Here is a 20,997-nt window from a genome sequence, read left to right as displayed (position 1 = left end):
TGGCTCAGGTTTTTGGTGCTGATAATTCTCTGACTTCTCTCGATTTTCTCACTCTTTCGAGTTAAGATAAAAGCGCAATAAACAGCGTGTAAGGTTCCATTCACACAGCACCTTAGCGCTGTTTATTCAAAAACTCTAATCCTAAAAAAATAGCTGCGATGCTTCCTGATACACAAATTTCTCTGTTTTTTATTTTTACCAAAACTTCGGTAATGGGGACTAAAACTACTTCAATATCTTCGGTAATATCTAATTGAATTTTGCTGGCAAGCTTGACATTTTTAGCAAAGTATAGGTAGATAGAATTAGTGTCTTTTACAGGGTTATCATATAAAGTTGCTAGTTCCAAAATTTCTTCAGCAACATATCCCGTTTCTTCGGCAAGTTCTCTGGCGGCTGCCGATTTACCGCTCTCTTCAGCAGGGTTGAAACATCCAGCAGGCAGTTCCAGCAAAATTTCGCCTGCTCCGTGCCTGTATTGGCGCACTAATACAAGTTCTTGCTGCTCTGTCGTGGCAAATATTAGGGCGATATTGGGTCGGACATTAACAAAAAAGTCGTCTATAATTTGTCCGTTTGGCAATTCTATTTCATCTTGTCTAACCTGACACCACTTGTTTTTAAGAACAAAGCGCGATCGCAATAATTTCCATTTAGTTAAATTTTTCATATCGCCATAATGCTAAACTTTCAGCGTCATCCGAAGGCACAATTTTCCCATCCATAATCTATTTCAGATCAAAAATTTCACTTAGCCGCCATGCCATACAAAAAATTATTCACCCGATTTGGGGAAGACTTACAAAAATTGACTGTTAATTCTCTAGCACCCGGATTGTTGGCGATCGAGTCACTGAGTCTGAGTCTAGCAGTCGTTACCGCAGTTGCGACAGTGCCGGTAACACTAGAACCAGCAAATGCTTCTACAGTCACAAGTTGGAAATTCGATCCGGCGACGAATCAGTTAGAAATTACTCTTCCAGAGGGAACAACCCCTACATATTCTCTACTCAACCCGTCTCAGATTGCTGTGGATTTACCCAATACTGAGCTCGGAGTAGATGCAACTCAGCTATACCCACAAGGCAGAGTGCGTTCTGTGGGGGTGAGTCAACTTCAACCGGGAACGGCGAGAATTCTGGTCAATTTGGCTCCTGGAGTCGGTTTCAGCGCAGGGAAAGTTCAGTTCCAAAGAATAGGGGTAGAAAATCGCTGGGTGTTGCGTCCTTCGATCGAACCGACTCCAATTATGGAAACTTCCGAAACTCAACCCCAGCCTGCAATGCAAGTACCGCAAAACCAGCCACCGACAGATTCCAACTCAACTGCTGCCACAGAGGTCGATCGACCTGAGTCTCCTACTTCCCCAAATCCCGGTTCAAATTTTTCGCAGCGGTCTAGTTCAAATGACCAAATCCGGCCGATAACAGTGCCTTTAGTTAATGTTCGCCTTGACGAACGCCGTGGGGTACAAGCTGCTGCTGTACCCCGCCTAGCCCCTCAAATAACGGCTGTTGCTGCACCCCAACAGCGCACTCTTACTTTTGGTGAACCACTTCCTCGCGGCCGCTCAAATGCTCCTTTGCAGGCTGCGACTGGGGCGAATGTTTTGTTGCCGGCGGGAACGGAACTCAGTTTGCTCTACCCCGGCGATCGGGCTTTGCGCCTTGCCCGTGCGAAGCCCAGCCGAGAGGAAGTGCTGCTGCTGCAAGGGGGAATTCTCGACAGTCTTGGCAATACGATCGTACCTGCTAATACATCGGTCATCGGTCGATTTGAAACGACTAACCTCGGCAGTCGATTTGTAGTGGAAGCTATTAGTCTCAACGGCCGCAATATCCCTCTGGTGGCTCGCTCGGAACCCCTGGAAGGTCGGCGGGCTCAGCCTTCCGATCGCAGTTTGTTGCGAAATACTGGTATTGGTGGCTTAGCTTTGTTCTTGCTGAGCGGCTTTTCCGGTATCGGTTTGTTGGCGGGAGCAGCAGGTGGTGTTGCTACCACTTACGTCGCGGCTCCTCAACCTGCTACGATTCAACCCGGCCAAATTTTGCAAGTTCAGTTAACCGAAGATTTCCCCCAGTTCAGTTTTTGAAGGAAGAAGGAAGAAGGAAGAAGGAAGAAAGTCTTCTTTCTTCTTCCCTCGAACCTCTTGGTTCAAAATTTACTTAGAGCAGTTTTCCATTCTCTGAAATAAAGTAGGGACTTAGGCTAAGCCTAAGTCCCTACCCCATATCTCTACTTCACTCTAATCAAAATCGCTATATCGGCGGTTTAGAAATTTTGACCTTCAGTGGTTGGAGCTATCGAACCCGGTTGGTTGAGGAACAGGTTTTTAGCGCCGTCGTTTTGGTAGATACAGTTAATTTCGGGTTGAGCTTCCAAGGGGCCGGTGAAGCCAAAGGTGTTCATGCGATTTTTACAATCGCGCACTTGGTCTTGGCTGATGAGTTTTCTTTGTTCCAGAATTGCCCAGTTATTGGTTCGCAGGACGCATCCGGGGCGCATACTCGGCTGCGAGATGTAGACGTTGAAAGGGTTGAGGGTGACGTAGAGGCGCATATCTGTCACCATCGCGCTTGCTCCAAACTGCACGCAAAGTTCTGGGTTCGGGGCACTGCGATCGATAAATTCACGGGAGGCTACGTTCTCTGGGCTAATTGTAGCTGTGGAGCTAAAGGCAATGCCAATCCCAATTCCCAGAATAAAGACGGCTGTTAAGATTCCTAGGGTGGCGGAATTGAGGAAAGAGGGTTTGCCGGACTGAGGTTGACGCCGCGACTGTCCGCCCATGGAGCCGGGGTAGTCGGAGTCTTCATCTCCTCGGGATGGGTCGCCGCTGAATCTGTCGTTGTAGGATTTAGGTTTGCGTTTCATATAAGGTTCCCTCAGTTCTGGAGACTCAACAGGTAGTAGTTTGTTATTTTTAACCGATCTCGCCTTTCTAATATTATGGCGCTAGGAAGGTGGTTGCGGAGGGCCCAGGACACCTCCTGTGGGTTTGGTGTTGGGTTCACAGCTCGCGATCGACCAAGGGGCTGCCTTGTCTGAATTTTCAGATTTCAATAAAATAGCTGAAAGTGAGATAGTCTTGCACAGCGGAGGAATCCGGCTCAAGATTGTTGACAAATTTTAACATTTTACAAGTCAGGAGGTATAGATTAGTGTCTGTCGAAATTATTCAAAAGCCTTCCACAGTCCGCAAGCTTGCACCGCGCTACCGCGTTCTGCTGCACAATGATGATTTCAATCCTATGGAGTACGTGGTGCAGACTTTGATGGCGACGGTACCGAGTCTGACTCAGCCACAGGCGGTAAATGTGATGATGGAAGCCCATACTAACGGGATGGGATTGGTGATTGTTTGCGCTCTCGAACACGCTGAGTTTTACGCTGAAACCCTCAACAATCACGGATTGAGCAGCAGCATCGAACCTGACGATTAAAACCTGACGGTACTGCAACGAATTCGCCCAGCCGATTTCAGTATCATACCGTAAACTCTCATACCAAAAAGCCAAGGGTTAGGCCCTTGGCTTTTTGGTATATTTAATGCGGTAGATATGGAAACTTGAAGAGCATAGGTTTTTCGGAACGGCCGGAAGTGGTTCGGAGCTAGGTGAGCTCTCGCACCAATTTCAACTCTCCAATCTCAAATCTTTATCCGAGGAAATTAATAACGTCCTCCTCCGCCTCCTCCTGCGCGACCAAATTTGCCAGGGCCGCCGCCCCGGTTGCCGCCGCCCCGGCCACCTTCATCTTCGCGGGGCTTAGCTTTGTTAACTTTGAGATCGCGACCCATCCACTCTGCTCCGTCGAGAGCACTAATGGCTGCATCTTCTTCTGCATCTGTGGACATTTCTACAAAACCAAAGCCGCGGGGGCGACTGGTTTCTCTGTCGGTAGGTAGATGTACTCGCTTAACGGTTCCGTATTCGGCGAAGACGGTGGTGATGTCTTCTTGGGTAACTTGGTAGGATAAGTTACCGACGTATATCGACATGAGGAATAACTCCAAAATTTAGACAGTGCGAAGATTTCAGTTTCGGAGAGTCCCCTGCCGATACAGAAGGGCAAGTTTTTAGACAATTCTGTAGCAATGAACAAAGCCTGCAACTGAATCTGATTCACACTAGGTACTTTAACATAGAATAAAGTCTTTTGAGTAGTTTTCAGGAGTTAATTAAGTCGTTCTGATTATAATGTAAAACTTTTAGGGTATTCAGAAACCTGCTCGATCGGTGTGATGTTTTGCCTGCTGTGGAAGCAGAGAAGTTATGTCGCGCCCTCTCACCGCAGGAAAGATACATCCACCTTGCCAAAGTTGGTAGTCAAAGCTAGGTTTACGTTTTCCAGGGCTTTGACTAACCACACCACGCCTTCTCGGGTACTGCATTCGTAGTGACCGAACAAAATTGCCAGTCGCTTCTCTAGGTAGGGCTTGACTTTGCCACAAATTAGTACGATTTTCAGCAGTAAACCTGTGGTTTGGGTGGGTCCGAGGTTTGAGATTAGGTCGATGAAGACAAAGTGGTTGGGCCGCACAGTACTCTCCACTACTAAAAAGTTCAATAACTGGCTGCAAGTTCTGATCATTAAAAATTCGTTAAACTTCTGATCGTCGCTGTGGGGCAGGGTGTTTTGTAGTTGCTTATACAATTTTTCGTTAAAGAGACGTTTGCCGTAGCGCTCATCGGTGACAGAAGAAATCAGGTATTCGTACAAGTCGTCTTTAAAGGAGCGGTAGGACTGATGTGTGCTGGCGTTCGCCGTGAAACGGCCCGCTAGCTGTCTGTAGGTATCGGCTCCTTCTACTTTTCCGACAAATTGCTTGAGGGCAAAGAATAGTTCCGAGTCGGTCAACAGTGTGGGATTTTTTATAACTTGTATATTTCTGCCGAAGGAAAGGGAGGTTTCCCGACGAGCTATTTGGGTTTTTCTCACTTGGTGAGCGACGTATTGTGAGAGATTGATCTCAAATTGCTGCTGCTTTTGAGCTTGGATTTTTTTAATGATTTTTTGCTGTTCGTAGGTGCTGTCGTCGCTGAGGAGGCAGTGTTTGTAGAGGTAGGGGTAACGGGGAATTAAGGTTCCGAGGGCAAGGGTAGCAGGGGTTTTGCTGTTGCTGCTATCTTCATTGCTGTGAGTTATGACTTTGGCTAAGCGTTGGAGGGTGAGGTACTGTTCGCTTTCGGTAAATTGATTTACTAATTGGGGGATAGAGCCTCGCCCCCGCGATCGATTGTATCCAAATAATATTTTGGGCGCTTCTTCAAACACAGCGATCAATTCAGGGATGGCTGCTTGCTTGCTGGGGTATGTTTGCCAACGGTTGATCAGGATGTGGCAGCAGCGGTTGAGGATGTATTTGAATTCTTGTTCGGCGTGTTTTGAGGCTGCTATTTTTTCAAGTGCGTCGGCGATCGAGCGATCGGGATATCCGGTACCTTGGATAAACAAAGTGCGAAAGCGGCCGATCAGTTCAGCCGGCTGCTCTCGTTGTACCAACTCCAGCCAGTGCTTGTAAAGTAGCTGTTCTTCTTCGTGGCTTTGTCTGTTGTAGTCGTTCACTGTGGATTAACCCTCCGAGGCTGAGGCAGGAGCTTTCAGCCCTATTATCTTGATGAATTGGCCAATGAATCGCAACAATTGAGTCAACCGAGCTTCTCGCCGGATGAGGCTTATGGGTAGAAGCTGTCAGCAGCTTAAGCCGATCGATATTTTTTGCTTAGTTAAACTATTTATCAACACCAGCATGACATGAATTGTTTGTAATTAGCAAGGCCTTAAATCACCATCTACTTTGTAAAGTATTGGTAAAGATTGTGGGTAGGTACGGGATAATTTCTTGGTGGGCGGACGATTTCGTATTAGGATGTTCAAGGTCAATCCCGATCCGCAGCCCGCTATTAGTTAAATTTGAGGTTGGGCGAGGTAGAATTAGCTGTGAAAATAATTATTTGAAATGTGAGTGCTGGTTATGGTTTGTCGCGTAAGTATCGCCCAACTTGCTGAAATTTTATCTGTACCTTTGCCTGCTGTGTCTGAGGGCGTTTCGACAATTTTAGGGACAGGTATTGCCACAGATACGCGCACTCTTGAGGGGGGTGAAGTATTTTTGGCACTGCGGGGAGACACTTTTGACGGCCATCAATTTGTGGCAAAAGCCGAGGATTTGGGGGCGATTGCCGCGATTGTCGATCGAGATTGGGAAGAGGAATTGCCTAATTTTCCGCTATTGCGCGTGGACGATACTTTAAAAGCTTACCAATCGATCGCCCGTTGGTGGCGCGACCAATTCAGTATACCTATAGTTGCTGTTACTGGTTCTGTAGGTAAAACTACTGTTAAAGAGTTAATTGCGGCGGTTTTGTCAACGAAGGGAAATGTTCTTAAAACTCAATATAACTACAACAATGAAATTGGCGTACCAAAAACTCTGCTGGAGCTTTCACCTTCCCACAATTATGCTGTAATTGAAATGGGAATGCGCGGGAGTGGCGAAATTGCGCTGCTGTCGCAAATTGCGCGTCCTACTGTGGCGGTAATTACTAATGTAGGAACGGCGCATATCGGGCGATTGGGTTCGGAAGAGGCGATAGCCAAAGCTAAGTGCGAACTGTTAGCTGAAATGCCTGCTGATAGCATTGCTATTCTCAATCACGATGGTGACAGATTAATTGCAACTGCGGCCAAATTTTGGCAGGGAAAAACTTTAACTTATGGTTTAGAAAACGGGGATTTGTGGGGAGAATTGCTTAATCCTGATAGAATGTTAGTAGAAGGCGTAGAATTGCCGCTGCCGCTGCCGGGACGGCACAATGCTGTAAATTATTTGGCGGCATTGGCGGTAGGAAAAGTTTTAGGTATTGATTGGGAAGTTTTAAAGCAAGGTTTGTCTGTGCAGTTACCGGACGGACGGGCGCGCCGCTACGATTTGCCCCAGGATATTGTGATTCTGGATGAGACTTACAATGCTGGTTTGGAGTCGATGTTGGCGGCGTTGAGACTGTTAGCAGATACTCCTGGAAAGCGCCGGATTGCGGTGTTGGGAACGATGAAGGAATTGGGCGACAGGGCGATCGAATTTCACCGACAAGTGGGAACGGCTGCGCGAGATTTGCATCTTGATGCTTTATTTGTTTTTGCTGATTTTGAGGAAGCGGCGGCGATGGCTGCGGGTGCGGCGGGTTTGCCTTTTGTGGAGGTAGAAGATATTGCGAGGGAGAATTCCCGCGAAGATTTAGCAAGGCATTTAATGGAGTTTGTCACACCGGGCGATCGCATTTTATTTAAGGCTTCTCACTCGGTAGAGTTAAATCGAGTTGTGGAGAAGTTTAGGGCAGATTTTGCGGGGGAGTAATAGAAAAGAAATTTTGGGGATTTGAAATTATGCGATCGCTTCTAGTCGATCGCCCCCTCAAACTCACGTTTCGATCGTTGATGCGTAGGGTAAGATGCCCATCTGCACCTAAGTCCCGATGGCTTAATATTTTGATAGCCCTCTGGCCTCGATTTCGATATCGGGAGCGATCTCAATTATTGAAATTTTGGCATTTTCAACTACTGTATTTCCCATCATTGTATTGTGCATTGCCTCAAACTTAGATTCATCTTTAGCAATTCGTTCGTAGTGCAAAATTACGTGATAATGCTTTTCAATCGGCTCTCCAGAATCCGAAATTTCCACCGCATCCCAATCTATATTTTGAGAGTCTTCGGCTTGCTGGCGGTAGCGAGATGCTAAATTTTCCAGGGCGATCGCGATCGCGTGTTCTTTCGTTTGTCCGTAAAAATTCATGGTATCATTGGGGCGATCGCTCAGAGATGACGAAATCTGACAAAGATACTGCCCGTTTGATTGAGCGCAAACGTCGATCGCAATTGTACCAGCAGTGCGATCGGGATTTATTTGAGTCATAAGCTGTTCGGCATTTAAAAGACGATAGTAGGGTGCGTCAGTCCATAAGCGTTTCCCAAGTCCTGTAAGTATTCTAACTGACGCACCCTACAAGGCTGAAACTCACCACAGCACAAGTTTTAGGAACCAGGGAAGCGTGACCTATTTCAGGATATATCGAAAAAAAGCTAAAATATCGATTAGTTTTCGTTGCACTTGTCATGTCGGAGAGCAGATATGAATTCAGTTGAGGAAACCGGATTGTCACAAATCGTTGACTTGCCACTGATAGGGTCTGCTGAACAATATCTCTTCTCAGTCGAGGACGATCGAGAGCGTGCTGATAAGCTAAAAGAATTACTTGTCCCTAAGCTTAAAATAATCATTAAACAAGCTTGTGACCAAATTCACCAAGTTTATGGCACAGATGTACTCTCAGATTGTCGAATAACGACTACACCAGCTCATCGCTCTGGAGCCAAGAAAACCAAGCCATTCAAAATAGCAAGCGCTGGCTTGACTATAAAAGGAACTTGGTATTTCCAACTGAGATTCGAGTGTACTTCTGATAGTTTATTTGTGAACTTTTTTGGATTAAGAGGACTAGAAGGGAATCCGATTGTTCAAGTCCTGAAGAAGCATTTGAAAGATGTTACTCAGATTTGGGAGCAGGGTGAATATGAAGTTTACTCTGAAACTATTGCACCGAAAGAAGATGAAAATTTAGAGTATGATGAGTTCATTAACAAGCTGCAATTAGTTCCTGAACGAGATGGGAAAGGTACTTATATTCAGAGTCCATCCCTAGTTCTTCCTATTAAAGACCTAGATGCAGCTCAGCCAGTGATTGATAACTTTGTCGAACTCTTTGCTATCTTTCGTGCTGCAATAAATGTGTATCTTGGTGAGGAAGACCGTTTTGAAGAATATCTAAAATGTTTGAGGAATTGGCAAAATCCCCGTTTTGAAAAATACCTAAAATGTTTGTTGGATTGGCAAAATCCGCTTCAGGTTCAGGAATCTGTAACTACTAGATTGTTTCCTGATGAAGTAGATGCAGTACAAACATTTCGTGAGGGGGCAGTACGGCAAGTTTCAGTCAACGCCTATGAACGTGAGCCTAAAGCTCGGCAAAAATGTATTGATTATTACGGTTCAAGTTGCTCTATTTGTGGTTTCGATTTTGGCAGAGTTTTTGGGCAACTGGGAAAAGGTTTCATTCATGTTCATCATCTAAGACCCCTTTCAGAAATTGCAGAAAAGTATGAAATTGATCCTATAAAAGATTTGCGTCCTGTTTGCCCAAATTGTCACGCTATGATTCATCGTAGTTCACCACCATTTAGTCTTGAAGAAATCCAGATGTTGTTGAAGTCTGCTCGTGGTTCTACTATCTAATATGTGGGGCTTGCTGAATAAGCCGATCGCAAACCCAGACCACCCAATATGCGGTATATTCAGCAAGCCCTAATTACTATCAACGGGGTTTTAAACCCAGTTTTCTAATAAAATGCCTACTGTCGGCGAATCATAGCCATCACAGCATCAACCGTAAGTTCCGGGAGAATACCTAAAACTGGTAAAATATCTGCACCCGAACAGATTATAGGTAGCTCCTCACCCTGCCATACCCAAACTTGTTGGTGAGAGAGATCGATTAGCCATGCTAATTGCGTGCCGTTAATGAGGCAGTGGAGGATCTTATTCTGCAATTTTAAAGTGCTTTGATCCGGCGATAGAATTTCAATTAACCAATCCGGTGCGCCGTTAAGTGGTCCGTCTTCATCGGTAAGCCGATCGCCTGCTACAATCGCTATATCTGGTACTGGCGAGTAGGGAAGTACCAAGCAACGCAACTCTGGTATCGCTTCAAATCGATCAGTCCGATCGTTGATATAGTTAACCAAGTTGTGTTGCAGTCGCGAATGAAAAAGGGTTGGCATAGTTTTTTGAACTGCTCGCCCCAGAATAAATTCCCATGCAGGCGAGGATTCAATATCCGGTTGAGCGAGGAAGTCTGTTAGTGAAAGTGTTGCGATCGACTCAATCATATTTTTTTGTCGAACCTCACTGTACTTATTATCTAGATTAAATCCCCGACTTCGTAGAAGTTGTCGGGGATTGAATTGTTCTGTTTGACTCCAGATAGCACCTACCGGGAGTCAAATACATTACTTCGCAGCTTGACGCTCTTTTGCCGCCTTAATCACTTCTTCAGCGATGTTATTCGGACAAGGAGCATAGTGCGAGAAGGACATTGAGAACTGGCCGCGCCCAGAGGTCATAGTACGCAAATCGCTAATGTAACCAAACATTTCGCTCAACGGTACATCTGCCTTGATCCGTGCTCCTGTCTGGCTTGTCTCTTGAGATTTCATCATCCCCCGGCGGCGGTTGAGGTCGCCGATCACGTCGCCCATGTAATCATCTGGAGTGAATACATCGACATTCATAATCGGTTCGAGCAACTGAGGCGCCGCTTTAGGCAGAGACTGCCGATAGGCCGCTTTGGCAGCAATTTCAAAGGCCATTGCTGACGAGTCAACGGGGTGGAAACCGCCGTCTAGTAGGGTGAATTTCAAGTCCAAGCAGGGGAATCCGGCCAAGACGCCTTTGTCGATGCAGCTTTCAAAGCCTTTTTCGACCGCTGGCCAATATTCTCTCGGCACGCTACCACCAGTCACTTTGGACTCAAACTGGAAGCCACTTCCCACCTCACCAGGCTCGATCACATAGCCAATTTTGGCAAATTGACCGGAACCACCTGATTGCTTTTTGTGGGTGTATTCGTCTTCGAGGCGCTTGGTAATCGATTCGCGGTAGGCTACCTGTGGTTCGCCGACTTCTACTTCAATGCCGTGGGTGCGCTTGAGAATGTCTACTTTGATGTCGAGGTGTAACTCGCCCATCCCCTTGAGAATCGTTTCGCCGCTTTCTTGATCCGTCACCATGTGGAAGGATGGGTCTTCTTGCACCATCTTGGTGAGGGCTGCTCCCATTTTTTCTTCGCCGCCTTTTTGTTTCGGTTTGACCGAAATCGAAATAACGGGATCGGGGAATACCATCGGCTCTAGGGTGGCGGGATTTTTGGGGTCGCAGATGGTGTGTCCGGTGCGGACGTTTTTCATGCCGACGATCGCCACAATGTCCCCTGCTTGCGCGGATTCAATTTCTTCGCGAGAGTTGGCGTGCATTTCCACCAAACGGCTGATGCGCTCGGTTTTGCCTGTGGCGGTGTTGAGTACGGTGTCGCCCTTGGACAACTTACCGGAGTACAGGCGCGTGAAGGTTAAAGCACCGTAGCGATCGTCCATGATCTTAAACGCGAGTGCCCGCAATGGCCTGTTGGGATCGACTATCGCAAACTCGCCGGTTTCCTCGCCCTCGAGATCGACTTCTGGCTGCGGTGTGACTTCCATCGGGTTAGGCAGGTAATCAACTACGGCATCGAGAACCAACTGCACGCCTTTGTTTTTAAACGATGAGCCGCAGTAAGTGGGGAAAAATGCCCGATCGCGAGTACCTTTGCGAATGCAGCGCTTGAGGTCGTCGAGGCTCGGCTCGTTGCCTTCGAGATACTGTTCCATCACAGTGTCGTCTTGCTCGACGGCCAGTTCGATCAACTTTTCGCGCCAAGTTTCGACATCATCGACCATATCGGCGGGGACATCTTTAATTGTATAGTTCATGGGATCGCCGGAGTCATCCCAGATCCAGGCTTTGCGGGTCAGCAAATCGACTACGCCGCAGAACTTTTCTTCTATGCCGATGGGCAATACCATTACCATCGGTTTAGCGCCAAGGATTTTATCGACTTGCTGGACAACGCGGTAAAAATCTGCACCCGTGCGATCGAGCTTGTTGATGTAGATGACGCGAGCGACTTTGGAATCGTTAGCGTAGCGCCAGTTGGTTTCCGATTGCGGTTCAACTCCACCCGAACCGCAGAACACACCGATGCCACCATCGAGAACCTTCAAAGAACGGTAAACTTCGATCGTAAAATCGACGTGTCCCGGAGTATCAATGATGTTGAGCTGATGGTCGTTCCAGAAGCAGGTGGTAGCAGCGGATTGAATCGTAATACCGCGCTCTTGCTCCTGTTCCATGAAGTCAGTAGTCGCCGCGCCTTCGTGAACTTCACCAATTTTGTGGATTTTACCTGTCAGTTTCAGGATTCTTTCTGTTGTGGTGGTCTTGCCAGCATCTACGTGGGCGAAGATGCCGATATTTCGATAACGAGTGAGATCTTTCATAATTACTGTTGAGATTAAATGCGACGAACCGTCGGCGACCACCTGCAAGCGTAACCAGCGAGGAATCAATGTTGCCTTAGGCGCCAGTACAGGCTAGATTTCCTTTCCCCTGTTTCTGGCAGAACTATCTTAATTTTGACACTTCTTCGTCATTCCTGCGAAGGATTCTTGGTCGAATAAGTACCCCAAGCCTGGCTCCTTATCAAAATAGCGTAGATTAAGGCCAAAATCCTCTCTTAAAGTAGTTGGGGTTGAGGCACTCGTTTCCAACAAATTCGTGTTTTTGACGTTTCGATCAACCTGATATTTTGCAGCAGTCTCAGCAAAAAAGTATAAACCGCGTTTCCTGACAAAAAACCTAGGATTTTACGTGAGTTTATGGGAAGAAAACCAGTTTCTGACGTTACTGACATTAAAGAAGTAGGTGCAAATAAACCGCCCTATGGGGAGGATGGTGGGTGAGTGCAGCAATAAACTGGCGGATTTGATATATATTTGCTTAACCCGCCACTACAAAATATTATTAAAAATCCCGTTGCTGCGTTCAAAACCATCTAAGTCAAAATCGAGCCGCTCATCATCCGCTGATATCTCCGTTCCAACTCATCCCGCACTACCGGCCACTGATTCAAACTTTCATCATTCTCAATTACCATTTGAGCCGCCGCCCTCGCCAACTCCAAAACTTCCTGATCCTCCACCAAACTTGCCAAAGCAAAATCCGGCAAACCTGACTGCCGAGTTCCCAAAACCTGACCGGGCCCGCGCAATCTCATGTCCATTTCCGCAATAAAAAAGCCATCTTGAGATTGTTCTAAAACCTTCATTCTCTGCATAGCTTCCCCTGTTTTGGAGCCAGGGATTAACAAACAATAAGAACGGTTGCTGCCCCGACCGACTCGACCCCGCAACTGGTGCAGTTGGGACAGTCCAAAACGCTCAGAATTTTCAATCAGCATTACCGTGGCATTCGGCACGTCTACTCCCACTTCGACCACAGTAGTAGATACTAAAATATCAGTTTCTTTGTCCCTAAATTTAGAAATTGCTTCATCTTTGTCGGCACTGCTCATTCTACCGTGCAGCAAACCAACCTTAAACGCAGGAAATACGCTTTTTTGCAGTTTCTCTTGTTCCTCAATTGCCGATCGCACATCCAACTTTTCCGACTCCTCCACCAGTGGCAGCACCACATAAACTTGACGCCCGCTTGCCACTTCCCGGCGAATCAAATCGTAAGCTTGGATGCGTTCTTTGGCAGACAGTACAGTGGTTTGAATCGCCTGCCTACCAGGGGGGAGTTCATCAATTTGACTCACATCCAAATCCCCGTGCAGCGTCAGCGCCAACGTCCGGGGAATGGGAGTTGCCGTCATCGTCAAAACGTGGGGAGCTTCGCCTTTTTGCTGCAATTTAGCGCGCTGCTGCACGCCGAATCTGTGTTGTTCGTCAATTACCGCCAAACCCAATTTATGGAAATTCACCGTATCTTGAATCAGGGCGTGAGTTCCCACTAAAACTGGCAATTCTCCGGTTTCTAACTGGTTGTGAATTTCTCGGCGCTTGGCTACTTTTGTAGAACCAGTTAACAGTTCAACAGACAAGTGCATCAAGTTAAACCAACCTACCAATTTGCGGTAATGCTGTTCTGCTAAAACTTCTGTCGGCGCCATTAAAGCGGCTTGATAGCCGGATTGAATTGCTGCTAGCATTGCCACGACTGCTACTACGGTTTTGCCGGCGCCGACATCGCCTTGCACTAATCTATTCATCGGTTGCGACGAAGCTAAATCATTGAGGATGTCATTAATTACTCTTTCCTGAGCATTAGTCAAGGCAAAGGGCAAGATTTCATAAAAATGTTCGATCAATTTGCCACTAGGAATGATTACTGCACTAGCTTGAGCTTTTCTTTGGGTTTGGCGGCGCTTTAAAAGTCCTAATTGCAGGTAGAAAAATTCGTCAAAAACTAAGCGGCGGCGGGCGGCGGCCAAACAATCTCGATCGAGCGGAAAGTGAATATTAGTCACGGCATCCGCTAAACCCATTAAACCGTAACGCTCGCGCAAATCCTCTGGTAGGGATTCTGGCAACATTTTCGCCGCCGGCATTGCCGCCAAAATCGATCGCCTCACCGAACCGGCATCCACCCCCTCCGTCAGCGGATAAACTGGTATCAGGCGGCCGACTTTCATTGATTCGATCGCACCGCCGGAGTCGTCTAATACTTCTAACTCAGGATTTTCTAAAGTAATTCCATATTTACCCTGCTTCACTAACCCGGAAGCTGCCAGTACCGCACCAGTACAATACTCGCGCTTTTTGAATTCTTGCCAGCCGCGATTGCTGTAGCGAGGGCCTGCAAAAAAACGACTTATTTTTATTTCTCCGGTGCGGTCTTTTAAAATTACTTCTAATATGGTTAATTTCTTATTCTTAGGACTAGAAAAGCAATTGCAGCGCTTTACTTCGGCGATTAAAGTGACAGTTTCCCCGGCTACTAGCTCGCGAATTTGTACTTGCTTGGCATAGTCGATGTGGTTGCGGGGATAGTAGTAAAGCAAGTCATATACAGTGTATAAACCCAGTTTTGCTAAGCGGTTGCCGTTGGCGGGACCGATGCCGGTGACGCGGGTTAACTGTTGGTCGAGAGTCAGGCTGGGCGGTGCGGCTGCTGTACTCAGGGGTACTGTTCGGGGAACGGAAAGTGCTGGGGCGGTTGGTTCAGAAGCGTTAGCGTTTGCGGGTCTGACTTGTGCTACTTGTTCTTGCTGGTGGCGAGTTTCTTGTTCCCAAACTTGCTCCATTTGCCTCAGAAAACTGACCGTAATGGCGATCGAATGTTGGCGCTGTTCGAGATCTTTCTGAGGGTAGATGTCAAATTCAGCAGCTAATTGTCTGGCTCGATCGCGCGAAGAAGCGGCCACAGAACCTGCAAGTTGTCTCAAACTCAGGCCCAGAAACTCGCTGAAGCGGTATTGACTGCCTTGGATGTCGTTAAATCCGCGATCGGCTTCTACTGAAAGAGCTTTTTGCAATCGCTGCCATTCGGGTTGGTTATTAGTCATCAGTCATTAGTTATTAGTCATCAGTTATTAATAAGTAGTCATTAGTCATTAGTCATTAGTTATTAATCATAGCTCAAGAATTCCAGACACCTGACAACTGACACTTGTCAATTGACAACAGACTAATCTTCAAACCAACTCGATCGCCAAGCCGACTCAGCCTCCACCACAGCGAGTTCCCGCTGCTTTTTCTGGTAATCGCGGCCCAGCGAGTTCAACTTTACAGACAGGTTGCGAATTTGCTGGCGCCAAGCCGAGGTTCCCGCATCGCCAAACTCTATTTCCGATAGTCGCAGTTTAATCGCTGTAATGTGCAGCGCCCTACTACCAAAGGTTTCTGCCAATTTTCGCGATGCTGATGAGGCATCGGTTTCAATGATTAAGTTTAATAAGTTAGGCGGCCCGGCAACGCTGTCGCCGGAGGATTCAGCACCAGAAGCAGCTTCTAGAACCGGTTCTGGCAATTGACTCGGCAAGATTCCCGACTGTTGCAGCAAGCGGTTGGTGTCGCGAGAAAGCAGCTTGAGTATATGGACGATCGACTTTTCAATACTATTTTGCCAGCGTGCCAAACTTTCAGGGGAATTGGCGTTTGGCAATTGATAATTTGCCAATGAAAATAGATAGTTAATTGCGGAAACTTGGTTTTTTTCCTTTTGGTCTTCTTCCTTGTCGCCTGCTTCGTCTTCCTCTTCTTCCTCTTCGTCTTTGTCGAAGTCGTCTTCCTCTTCCTCTTCCTCTTCCTCTTCCTCTTCCTCTTCCTCTTCCTCTTCCTCTGCTTCTGATTCAGTCACCAGCGATCGCAATTTTTCCTCCGACGCCGCGGCCAAAGCCCTTACAGACTGCTGCATTTTTTGCCTTCCCTCGAAGGACAACTTGAGAAACGACTCAGGTACTGATTGAGTGCAAAGGTGATAGCAAGCCAAAATTAACTGCTGCCGCACCGCTTGTCCCAACGCAGTTAAATAACCTTCGTAGGTACTGCTAAACTCCAACTTCAAGGCTGCTAAAGACTCTTCGAGTCCTGCCAAATCTTGCTCTATTCGCTCTCTTGGTCGCACCATATCTCTCGTATAAAATTAAAATAGTACTTAAGCAAGTTTTAAATCCTTACGCTATCTGTAGTAAGGTATGCACTGCACGCCCTACAAATATAGTCGGTCTATAAGTCCTGTAAAAATTAAAAATTAAAAATGCAAAAAATTGATTTTTCACATTTTTAATTTTTAATTTTTAATCTTAATTTGGGATTATTGAACACCCATTTGGGCTGCCACTTCGTCGGCAAAGTTAGCTTCTACCTTTTCAATGCCTTCGCCCAAGACAAAACGCACGAAGCGACGCACTTGGACATTTTCTCCAATTTGGGCGATCGTTTGTTTCACCAACTCTTCCACCGAGATATTCTGATCTTTAATAAAAGGCTGATCCATCAAAGATAACTCTTTCATGCGCTTCTCAATCCGCCCTAGAACAATCTTTTCTTTGATGTTTTCCGGCTTGTTGCCCAAGTCATCTTTGCCCATTTCAATTGCCTTTTCTCTTTCGACAACTTCGGCGGGGATATCTTCAACTTTCACGTATTCCACATTCGGGCAAGCTGCAATTTGCATCGCAATATCCCGCACCAACTTTTGGAATTCTTCGCGACGTGCCACAAAATCTGTTTCGCAGTTAACTTCCACCAGCACTCCCACGCGGCCGCCGGTGTGAATGTAGCTGCCTACAAGTCCTTCTGAGGCGACTCGTCCACCTTTTTTACCTGCCGAAGCCAGACCTTTTTTCCGCAGCCACTCAATGGATGTTTCGATATTGCCTTCGTTTTCAACGAGGGCTTTTTTGCAGTCCATCATGCCCGCGCCAGTTTTTTCGCGCAGTTCTTTAACAAGTTTTGCAGATATGTCCGCCATCTTCTTTAAGTTCCCAATCAAAATTAGTTATTAGTCATTAGTCATCAGTCATTAGTCATCAGTCATTAGTCACTAATTTTAATGTTAATGATTAGACCAGAGTGAAGAAATACCCAGTCGATCTTAGTACCGACTTTGTAGGTGTAGCGCCAGAATTAATTCTGACCCTGACACAATGAATGCTTTTGCCAGAGATCTACTAATGACGTAGACTCGTGCTATCTACAATTAAAAATTAAAAATATCCAACTAAAAATAATAATTATTTTTAATTTTCAATCTTTAATTTTTAATTTCCTGATGTCAGATTCCGAGGGCAATACTAGCTCTCGGTTTCTTCGCCCTCGGCCTCAGCAGCGTCGTCGGGATCTACATAATCGGGGTCATCCAATTCTTCGATTTCGACATCATATTCAGCGCCTTCGTAACCACCGTCGTAGTCGTAGTCTTCCTCAGAGTCGCCGCCCTGCTGACCGTGACGACCTTCGTAGATGGCATCAGCCAACTTGCCGACAATCAGCTTGATCGATCGAATAGCATCGTCGTTCGCCGGAATCGCAATGTCAACCAAATCCGGGTCGCAGTTGGTATCCAACAGAGAGACGATCGGAATTCCCAACTTTTGGCATTCCAACACCGCATTATACTCGCGGCGTTGGTCTACCAGAACCACTCCGTCGGGAATCTTCCGCATAGATTTAATCCCGCCCAGATATTTCTGGAGTTTTGCCATTTCTCGGCGCAGTACCGAAGCTTCTTTTTTCGGCAATAAATCGAGGGCGCCGATTTCCTCGCGGCGCTCCAAATCCTTGAGGCGCTCCACGCGGGACTTAATCGTCGTCCAGTTGGTGAGCATTCCCCCCAGCCAGCGCTGGTTGACGTAATAAGCACCGCAGCGTTGAGCTTCTTGGGCTACAATCCCTGCAGCTTGGCGCTTCGTACCCACGAACAAAAACTTTTTGCCTTTTTCTGAGGCAACTCTCATGTACTCGTAGGCGTCTTCCATAAGCTGAGCGGTTTGCACGAGGTCAATGATGTGAACCCCGTTGCGCTCTGTAAAAATGTAGGGAGACATTTTAGGGTTCCACCGACGGGTTTGGTGTCCGAAGTGAACCCCTGACTCTAACATTTGAGCCAAACTGACTACTGGCATTGTATTTTTAACTCCTGATTCGGGTTAATCCTCCACCCGGTCGTATTTCTGAAGGTTTGCGCCCTCGAAACACCCGAAAACCCGGATGTGCGAATTTAAACAACTTTTCTAGTTTATCACAGCGCGCGCTACTTTTTCTGACAATCTAATATCCGTAGGGTTGGCTTGGCAGACAGATGTGAGATTTAATGGGAGGGTTGGGTGTGGGGTGTGCACGATGCGGTTAGAGTTACTCGCAAGCGCTTCTTAAAAACGAAAAATCTAGGTGGGAGGTTGCCAAAGCCTTTGTTCGCTTGTGAGAGAATGGCGTTGTTGGTGCGCCTCTTGTGCCTTCTACCTTCGATCGAGCTGGCGGCATCCATTTTTTTCTCGGCAATCCAGTCAACTTTATTAGTCTGCCCTCTCTATCCGCAAAAATCCCAAAGCTAAAAACGCCATGCCCATACCCATTCTCGTTCTGCTTGAAGTTCTAATTGTCATTGCACTTTCGAGACTTGTAGGTTTAGGATTTCGAGCGATCAAACAACCTCAAGTCATTGGAGAAATTGTAGCAGGAATTATGCTTGGGCCTTCTCTGTTTGGCTTAGTTGCACCAGCCACCGCAACAGCACTTTTTCCAGCCGAAGCCGTTCCCTTCCTCAACGTGCTATCTGAGGTGGGGCTAATATTTTTCATGTTTTTGATTGGTTTGGAACTGAATCCCAAGTATCTCAAAAGCAATTTAGATATAGCGATTTTAACTTCCCACGTCAGCATTCTAGTGCCATTTTCTCTAGGAAGCTTGCTAGCGCTGCTGCTGTATCCTATCGTTTCAAATAATAGCGTTTCGTTTACAGCCTTTGCCCTATTTTTGGGCGCTGCGATGTCAATTACTGCCTTTCCGGTGCTAGCAAGAATTATTACAGAACACAACTTGCAGAATACAAAATTGGGGACGCTGGCCCTGACTTGCGCTGCGGTAGATGACGTAACGGCGTGGTGTTTGTTAGCGGTGGCGATCGCAGTTACTCGTACTAATTCGATGCTCGGTGCTTTGCCGACAATTATTGAGTCTTTAATTTACATCGGTTTCATGCTAACTGTAGTCCGCTGGTTCTTGCAGCGGCTTTCCAAGCACTACAACCGCACTGGCAGATTAACACAATTAGTTCTGTCCGGCATTTACATGGGAGTTGTAGCTTCTGCCTTAATTACTGAATTAATCGGCATTCATTTAATTTTTGGTGCATTTTTGCTAGGTGCTGCCATGCCGAAAAATGCTGGATTAACTAGAGAATTAGCAGAAAAAACCGAAGACTTTGTACTAATATTTCTGCTGCCGATATTTTTTGCTTACAGCGGCTTGCGGACTCAAATCGGCTTGCTCAACAGTCCCGAATTGTGGCTGCTGTGCGCCGCAGTTTTGGGAGTAGCCATTGTCGGCAAGTACGTCGGCACTTACGTTGCTGCCAAAGTTTGTGGCATCAACAACCGCGAAGCTTCAGCCTTGGGATGGCTGATGAATACTCGCGGTTTGACTGAACTAATTGTGCTGAATATCGGTCTTTCCTTGGGTGTCATTTCCCCGCTGCTATTTACGATGTTAGTCATCATGGCTTTAGTGACAACTTTTATGACTTCACCACTGTTGGAGTGGACTTATCCAAAACGGTTAATTAGGTTAGATATTTCTGAGTTTAACTCTGAGGATTCAGAATTAGAACGTTCAGAATTCGCGGAAAGCAGCGAAGAAACTGCTAACAAATTGCTGCCAACTTATCGAATTTTAGTACCTGTTGCCAATCCCAGCACGCAGAAAGGTTTACTGCGACTAGCGGTAGCGCTGGCGCAGCCGGCTGCTGGTATGGGTGGTGATGATTTAAAGTCGGCGGCGGTTCATCCTCTGAGTTTGATAGAATTAAATGATGACTATGCTTTTGAAAGTACGCCGGCGGAAGCCGATCGCATTATTCAAGAGCGCCGCTCGAAATTATCAGAATTGATTGAGAGTTTGGAACTGCCGGAGGCACAAAAATTCGTACATCCCATCATTCGGGTTACTAATGATGTAGCGAGGGAGACGGCACAAATTGCGACAATAGATCGCGCGGATTTGATTTTAGTAGGATGGCACAGACCTACTTTTAGCAGCAACCGTTTGGGAGGACGTGTCGGCCAAATTCTCAGCAACGCTAAAGTGGATGTAGCAATTTTTGTTGACAGAGGCCGGGAAACGTTGAATAACTTGTTAGTACCTTACGCAGCAAACATTCACGATGATTTGGGTTTAGAATTGGCGCTGAGACTGTTAGTTAATAGCGAGGATCGCCGTTTGACGGTGCTGCGGGTGGCGGTTGACGGGGAAGCTGGAAACGAGCTGAGTTACGAGTTTCAGCGAGTAATGGATCAGTTACCGGTTGATGTGCGATCGCGCATTGAAACTCCGATTGTGGAGGCTGCTGAGCCAATTCAAGCAGTAGTAGCGGCTTCTGCTAATGCTGATTTGACTATTGCAGGTACGAGTCGGGAGTGGGGAATTGAGCGCCAAACTTTGGGACAGTATACTGATGAATTGGCTGTGCAGTGTCATTCTTCGCTGCTGATTGCGCGGTGCTACGTTAAAGTGCGATCGCACTTGGCTTCGGTACTTCCTCAAAGCTAGTCGGTTGACTGTTGACAGTTGTTATTAGTTATTAGTTATTAGTTATTGGTTATTGGTTATTTGTGAGTTAGT

General features: G+C 46.7%; 16 protein-coding genes. 5 read left to right on the top strand and 11 right to left on the bottom strand.

Going from position 1 to position 20,997, the window contains the following annotated elements:
* Positions 1 to 112: 112 nt before the first annotated feature.
* A complete protein-coding gene (locus tag QUA33_RS18475; RefSeq protein ID WP_333150098.1) occupies positions 113 to 670 on the bottom strand; it encodes an NUDIX hydrolase in 558 nt (185 codons plus the stop codon).
* 90 nt (positions 671 to 760) lie between these two features.
* Between QUA33_RS18475 and QUA33_RS18470 the strand changes: the two genes are divergently transcribed.
* Positions 761 to 2,092, top strand: coding sequence for an AMIN domain-containing protein (locus QUA33_RS18470; RefSeq protein WP_333150096.1), 1,332 nt, complete (start codon positions 761 to 763; stop codon positions 2,090 to 2,092).
* A 179-nt stretch (positions 2,093 to 2,271) separates the two neighbouring features.
* Here the strand turns inward: QUA33_RS18470 and QUA33_RS18465 are convergent, their stop codons facing one another.
* The gene (locus tag QUA33_RS18465; protein ID WP_333035210.1) at positions 2,272 to 2,874 is read right to left on the bottom strand and encodes a DUF3172 domain-containing protein; all 603 of its coding nucleotides are present in this window, start codon (positions 2,872 to 2,874) and stop codon (positions 2,272 to 2,274) included.
* Between the two features lie 287 nt (positions 2,875 to 3,161).
* Between QUA33_RS18465 and clpS the strand changes: the two genes are divergently transcribed.
* The gene (gene clpS / locus QUA33_RS18460) at positions 3,162 to 3,443 is read left to right on the top strand and encodes an ATP-dependent Clp protease adapter ClpS (protein ID WP_015178019.1); all 282 of its coding nucleotides are present in this window, start codon (positions 3,162 to 3,164) and stop codon (positions 3,441 to 3,443) included.
* A gap of 227 nt (positions 3,444 to 3,670) precedes the next feature.
* Here the strand turns inward: clpS and QUA33_RS18455 are convergent, their stop codons facing one another.
* Together QUA33_RS18455 and QUA33_RS18450 are read right to left on the bottom strand one after the other, a co-directional pair.
* Positions 3,671 to 4,000, bottom strand: coding sequence for an RNA-binding protein (locus QUA33_RS18455; protein ID WP_333072609.1), 330 nt, complete (start codon positions 3,998 to 4,000; stop codon positions 3,671 to 3,673).
* 287 nt (positions 4,001 to 4,287) lie between these two features.
* Entirely contained in the window at positions 4,288 to 5,568 is a 1,281-nt protein-coding gene (locus QUA33_RS18450; RefSeq protein WP_333100232.1) for a hypothetical protein, read from the bottom strand.
* Between the two features lie 409 nt (positions 5,569 to 5,977).
* Between QUA33_RS18450 and QUA33_RS18445 the strand changes: the two genes are divergently transcribed.
* A complete protein-coding gene (locus QUA33_RS18445; RefSeq protein WP_333150094.1) occupies positions 5,978 to 7,360 on the top strand; it encodes a UDP-N-acetylmuramoyl-tripeptide--D-alanyl-D-alanine ligase in 1,383 nt (460 codons plus the stop codon).
* 123 nt (positions 7,361 to 7,483) lie between these two features.
* Here QUA33_RS18445 and QUA33_RS18440 read toward each other — a convergent pair whose 3' ends face one another.
* Positions 7,484 to 7,918: a hypothetical protein gene (locus QUA33_RS18440; protein WP_333150092.1), complete on the bottom strand. Its 435-nt coding sequence runs from the start codon at positions 7,916 to 7,918 to the stop codon at positions 7,484 to 7,486.
* Positions 7,919 to 8,134: 216 nt separating this feature from the next.
* On the opposite strand from QUA33_RS18440, the gene QUA33_RS18435 reads away from it, so the two are divergent.
* A complete protein-coding gene (locus tag QUA33_RS18435; protein ID WP_333150090.1) occupies positions 8,135 to 9,295 on the top strand; it encodes an HNH endonuclease in 1,161 nt (386 codons plus the stop codon).
* A 116-nt stretch (positions 9,296 to 9,411) separates the two neighbouring features.
* Here the strand turns inward: QUA33_RS18435 and QUA33_RS18430 are convergent, their stop codons facing one another.
* From QUA33_RS18430 to rpsB, 6 genes are all read right to left on the bottom strand, one after another.
* Positions 9,412 to 9,948 carry a Uma2 family endonuclease gene (locus QUA33_RS18430; protein WP_333100238.1) on the bottom strand — a complete coding sequence of 179 codons (537 nt, stop codon included), beginning with the start codon at positions 9,946 to 9,948 and terminating at the stop codon, positions 9,412 to 9,414.
* Positions 9,949 to 10,068: 120 nt separating this feature from the next.
* Positions 10,069 to 12,153: an elongation factor G gene (gene fusA, locus QUA33_RS18425; RefSeq protein ID WP_333150088.1), complete on the bottom strand. Its 2,085-nt coding sequence runs from the start codon at positions 12,151 to 12,153 to the stop codon at positions 10,069 to 10,071.
* 554 nt (positions 12,154 to 12,707) lie between these two features.
* Positions 12,708 to 15,221: an ATP-dependent DNA helicase RecG gene (recG, locus tag QUA33_RS18420; protein WP_333150086.1), complete on the bottom strand. Its 2,514-nt coding sequence runs from the start codon at positions 15,219 to 15,221 to the stop codon at positions 12,708 to 12,710.
* Between the two features lie 122 nt (positions 15,222 to 15,343).
* Entirely contained in the window at positions 15,344 to 16,285 is a 942-nt protein-coding gene (locus tag QUA33_RS18415) for a hypothetical protein (protein ID WP_333150084.1), read from the bottom strand.
* Positions 16,286 to 16,471: 186 nt separating this feature from the next.
* On the bottom strand, positions 16,472 to 17,131 hold the full coding sequence (gene tsf, locus QUA33_RS18410; protein WP_333072626.1) for a translation elongation factor Ts: 660 nt from the start codon (positions 17,129 to 17,131) through the stop codon (positions 16,472 to 16,474).
* A gap of 322 nt (positions 17,132 to 17,453) precedes the next feature.
* Positions 17,454 to 18,284: a 30S ribosomal protein S2 gene (gene rpsB, locus QUA33_RS18405; protein WP_172187021.1), complete on the bottom strand. Its 831-nt coding sequence runs from the start codon at positions 18,282 to 18,284 to the stop codon at positions 17,454 to 17,456.
* 436 nt (positions 18,285 to 18,720) lie between these two features.
* On the opposite strand from rpsB, the gene QUA33_RS18400 reads away from it, so the two are divergent.
* Positions 18,721 to 20,925 (top strand): cation:proton antiporter domain-containing protein, encoded by a 2,205-nt coding sequence (locus QUA33_RS18400; protein WP_333150082.1) that lies wholly within the window; start codon positions 18,721 to 18,723, stop codon positions 20,923 to 20,925.
* Positions 20,926 to 20,997 lie beyond the last annotated feature (72 nt).

Origin of the sequence: Microcoleus sp. Pol14D4 (genome assembly GCF_036701245.1) — a bacterium.
In the GTDB taxonomy this organism is placed as follows: Bacteria; Cyanobacteriota; Cyanobacteriia; order Cyanobacteriales; family Microcoleaceae; genus Microcoleus.
This window is presented reverse-complemented; position numbering and strand designations above follow the sequence as displayed.

Coding starts and splice junctions, on each gene's coding strand:
- QUA33_RS18475 (WP_333150098.1), bottom strand. CDS start 670: ATGAAAAATTTAACTAAATGGAAATTATTGCGATCGCGCTTTGTTCTT.
- QUA33_RS18470 (WP_333150096.1), top strand. CDS start 761: ATGCCATACAAAAAATTATTCACCCGATTTGGGGAAGACTTACAAAAA.
- QUA33_RS18465 (WP_333035210.1), bottom strand. CDS start 2,874: ATGAAACGCAAACCTAAATCCTACAACGACAGATTCAGCGGCGACCCA.
- QUA33_RS18455 (WP_333072609.1), bottom strand. CDS start 4,000: ATGTCGATATACGTCGGTAACTTATCCTACCAAGTTACCCAAGAAGAC.
- QUA33_RS18445 (WP_333150094.1), top strand. CDS start 5,978: ATGGTTTGTCGCGTAAGTATCGCCCAACTTGCTGAAATTTTATCTGTA.
- QUA33_RS18440 (WP_333150092.1), bottom strand. CDS start 7,918: ATGACTCAAATAAATCCCGATCGCACTGCTGGTACAATTGCGATCGAC.
- QUA33_RS18435 (WP_333150090.1), top strand. CDS start 8,135: ATGAATTCAGTTGAGGAAACCGGATTGTCACAAATCGTTGACTTGCCA.
- QUA33_RS18430 (WP_333100238.1), bottom strand. CDS start 9,948: ATGATTGAGTCGATCGCAACACTTTCACTAACAGACTTCCTCGCTCAA.
- fusA (WP_333150088.1), bottom strand. CDS start 12,153: ATGAAAGATCTCACTCGTTATCGAAATATCGGCATCTTCGCCCACGTA.
- recG (WP_333150086.1), bottom strand. CDS start 15,221: ATGACTAATAACCAACCCGAATGGCAGCGATTGCAAAAAGCTCTTTCA.
- QUA33_RS18415 (WP_333150084.1), bottom strand. CDS start 16,285: ATGGTGCGACCAAGAGAGCGAATAGAGCAAGATTTGGCAGGACTCGAA.
- tsf (WP_333072626.1), bottom strand. CDS start 17,131: ATGGCGGACATATCTGCAAAACTTGTTAAAGAACTGCGCGAAAAAACT.
- rpsB (WP_172187021.1), bottom strand. CDS start 18,284: ATGCCAGTAGTCAGTTTGGCTCAAATGTTAGAGTCAGGGGTTCACTTC.
- QUA33_RS18400 (WP_333150082.1), top strand. CDS start 18,721: ATGCCCATACCCATTCTCGTTCTGCTTGAAGTTCTAATTGTCATTGCA.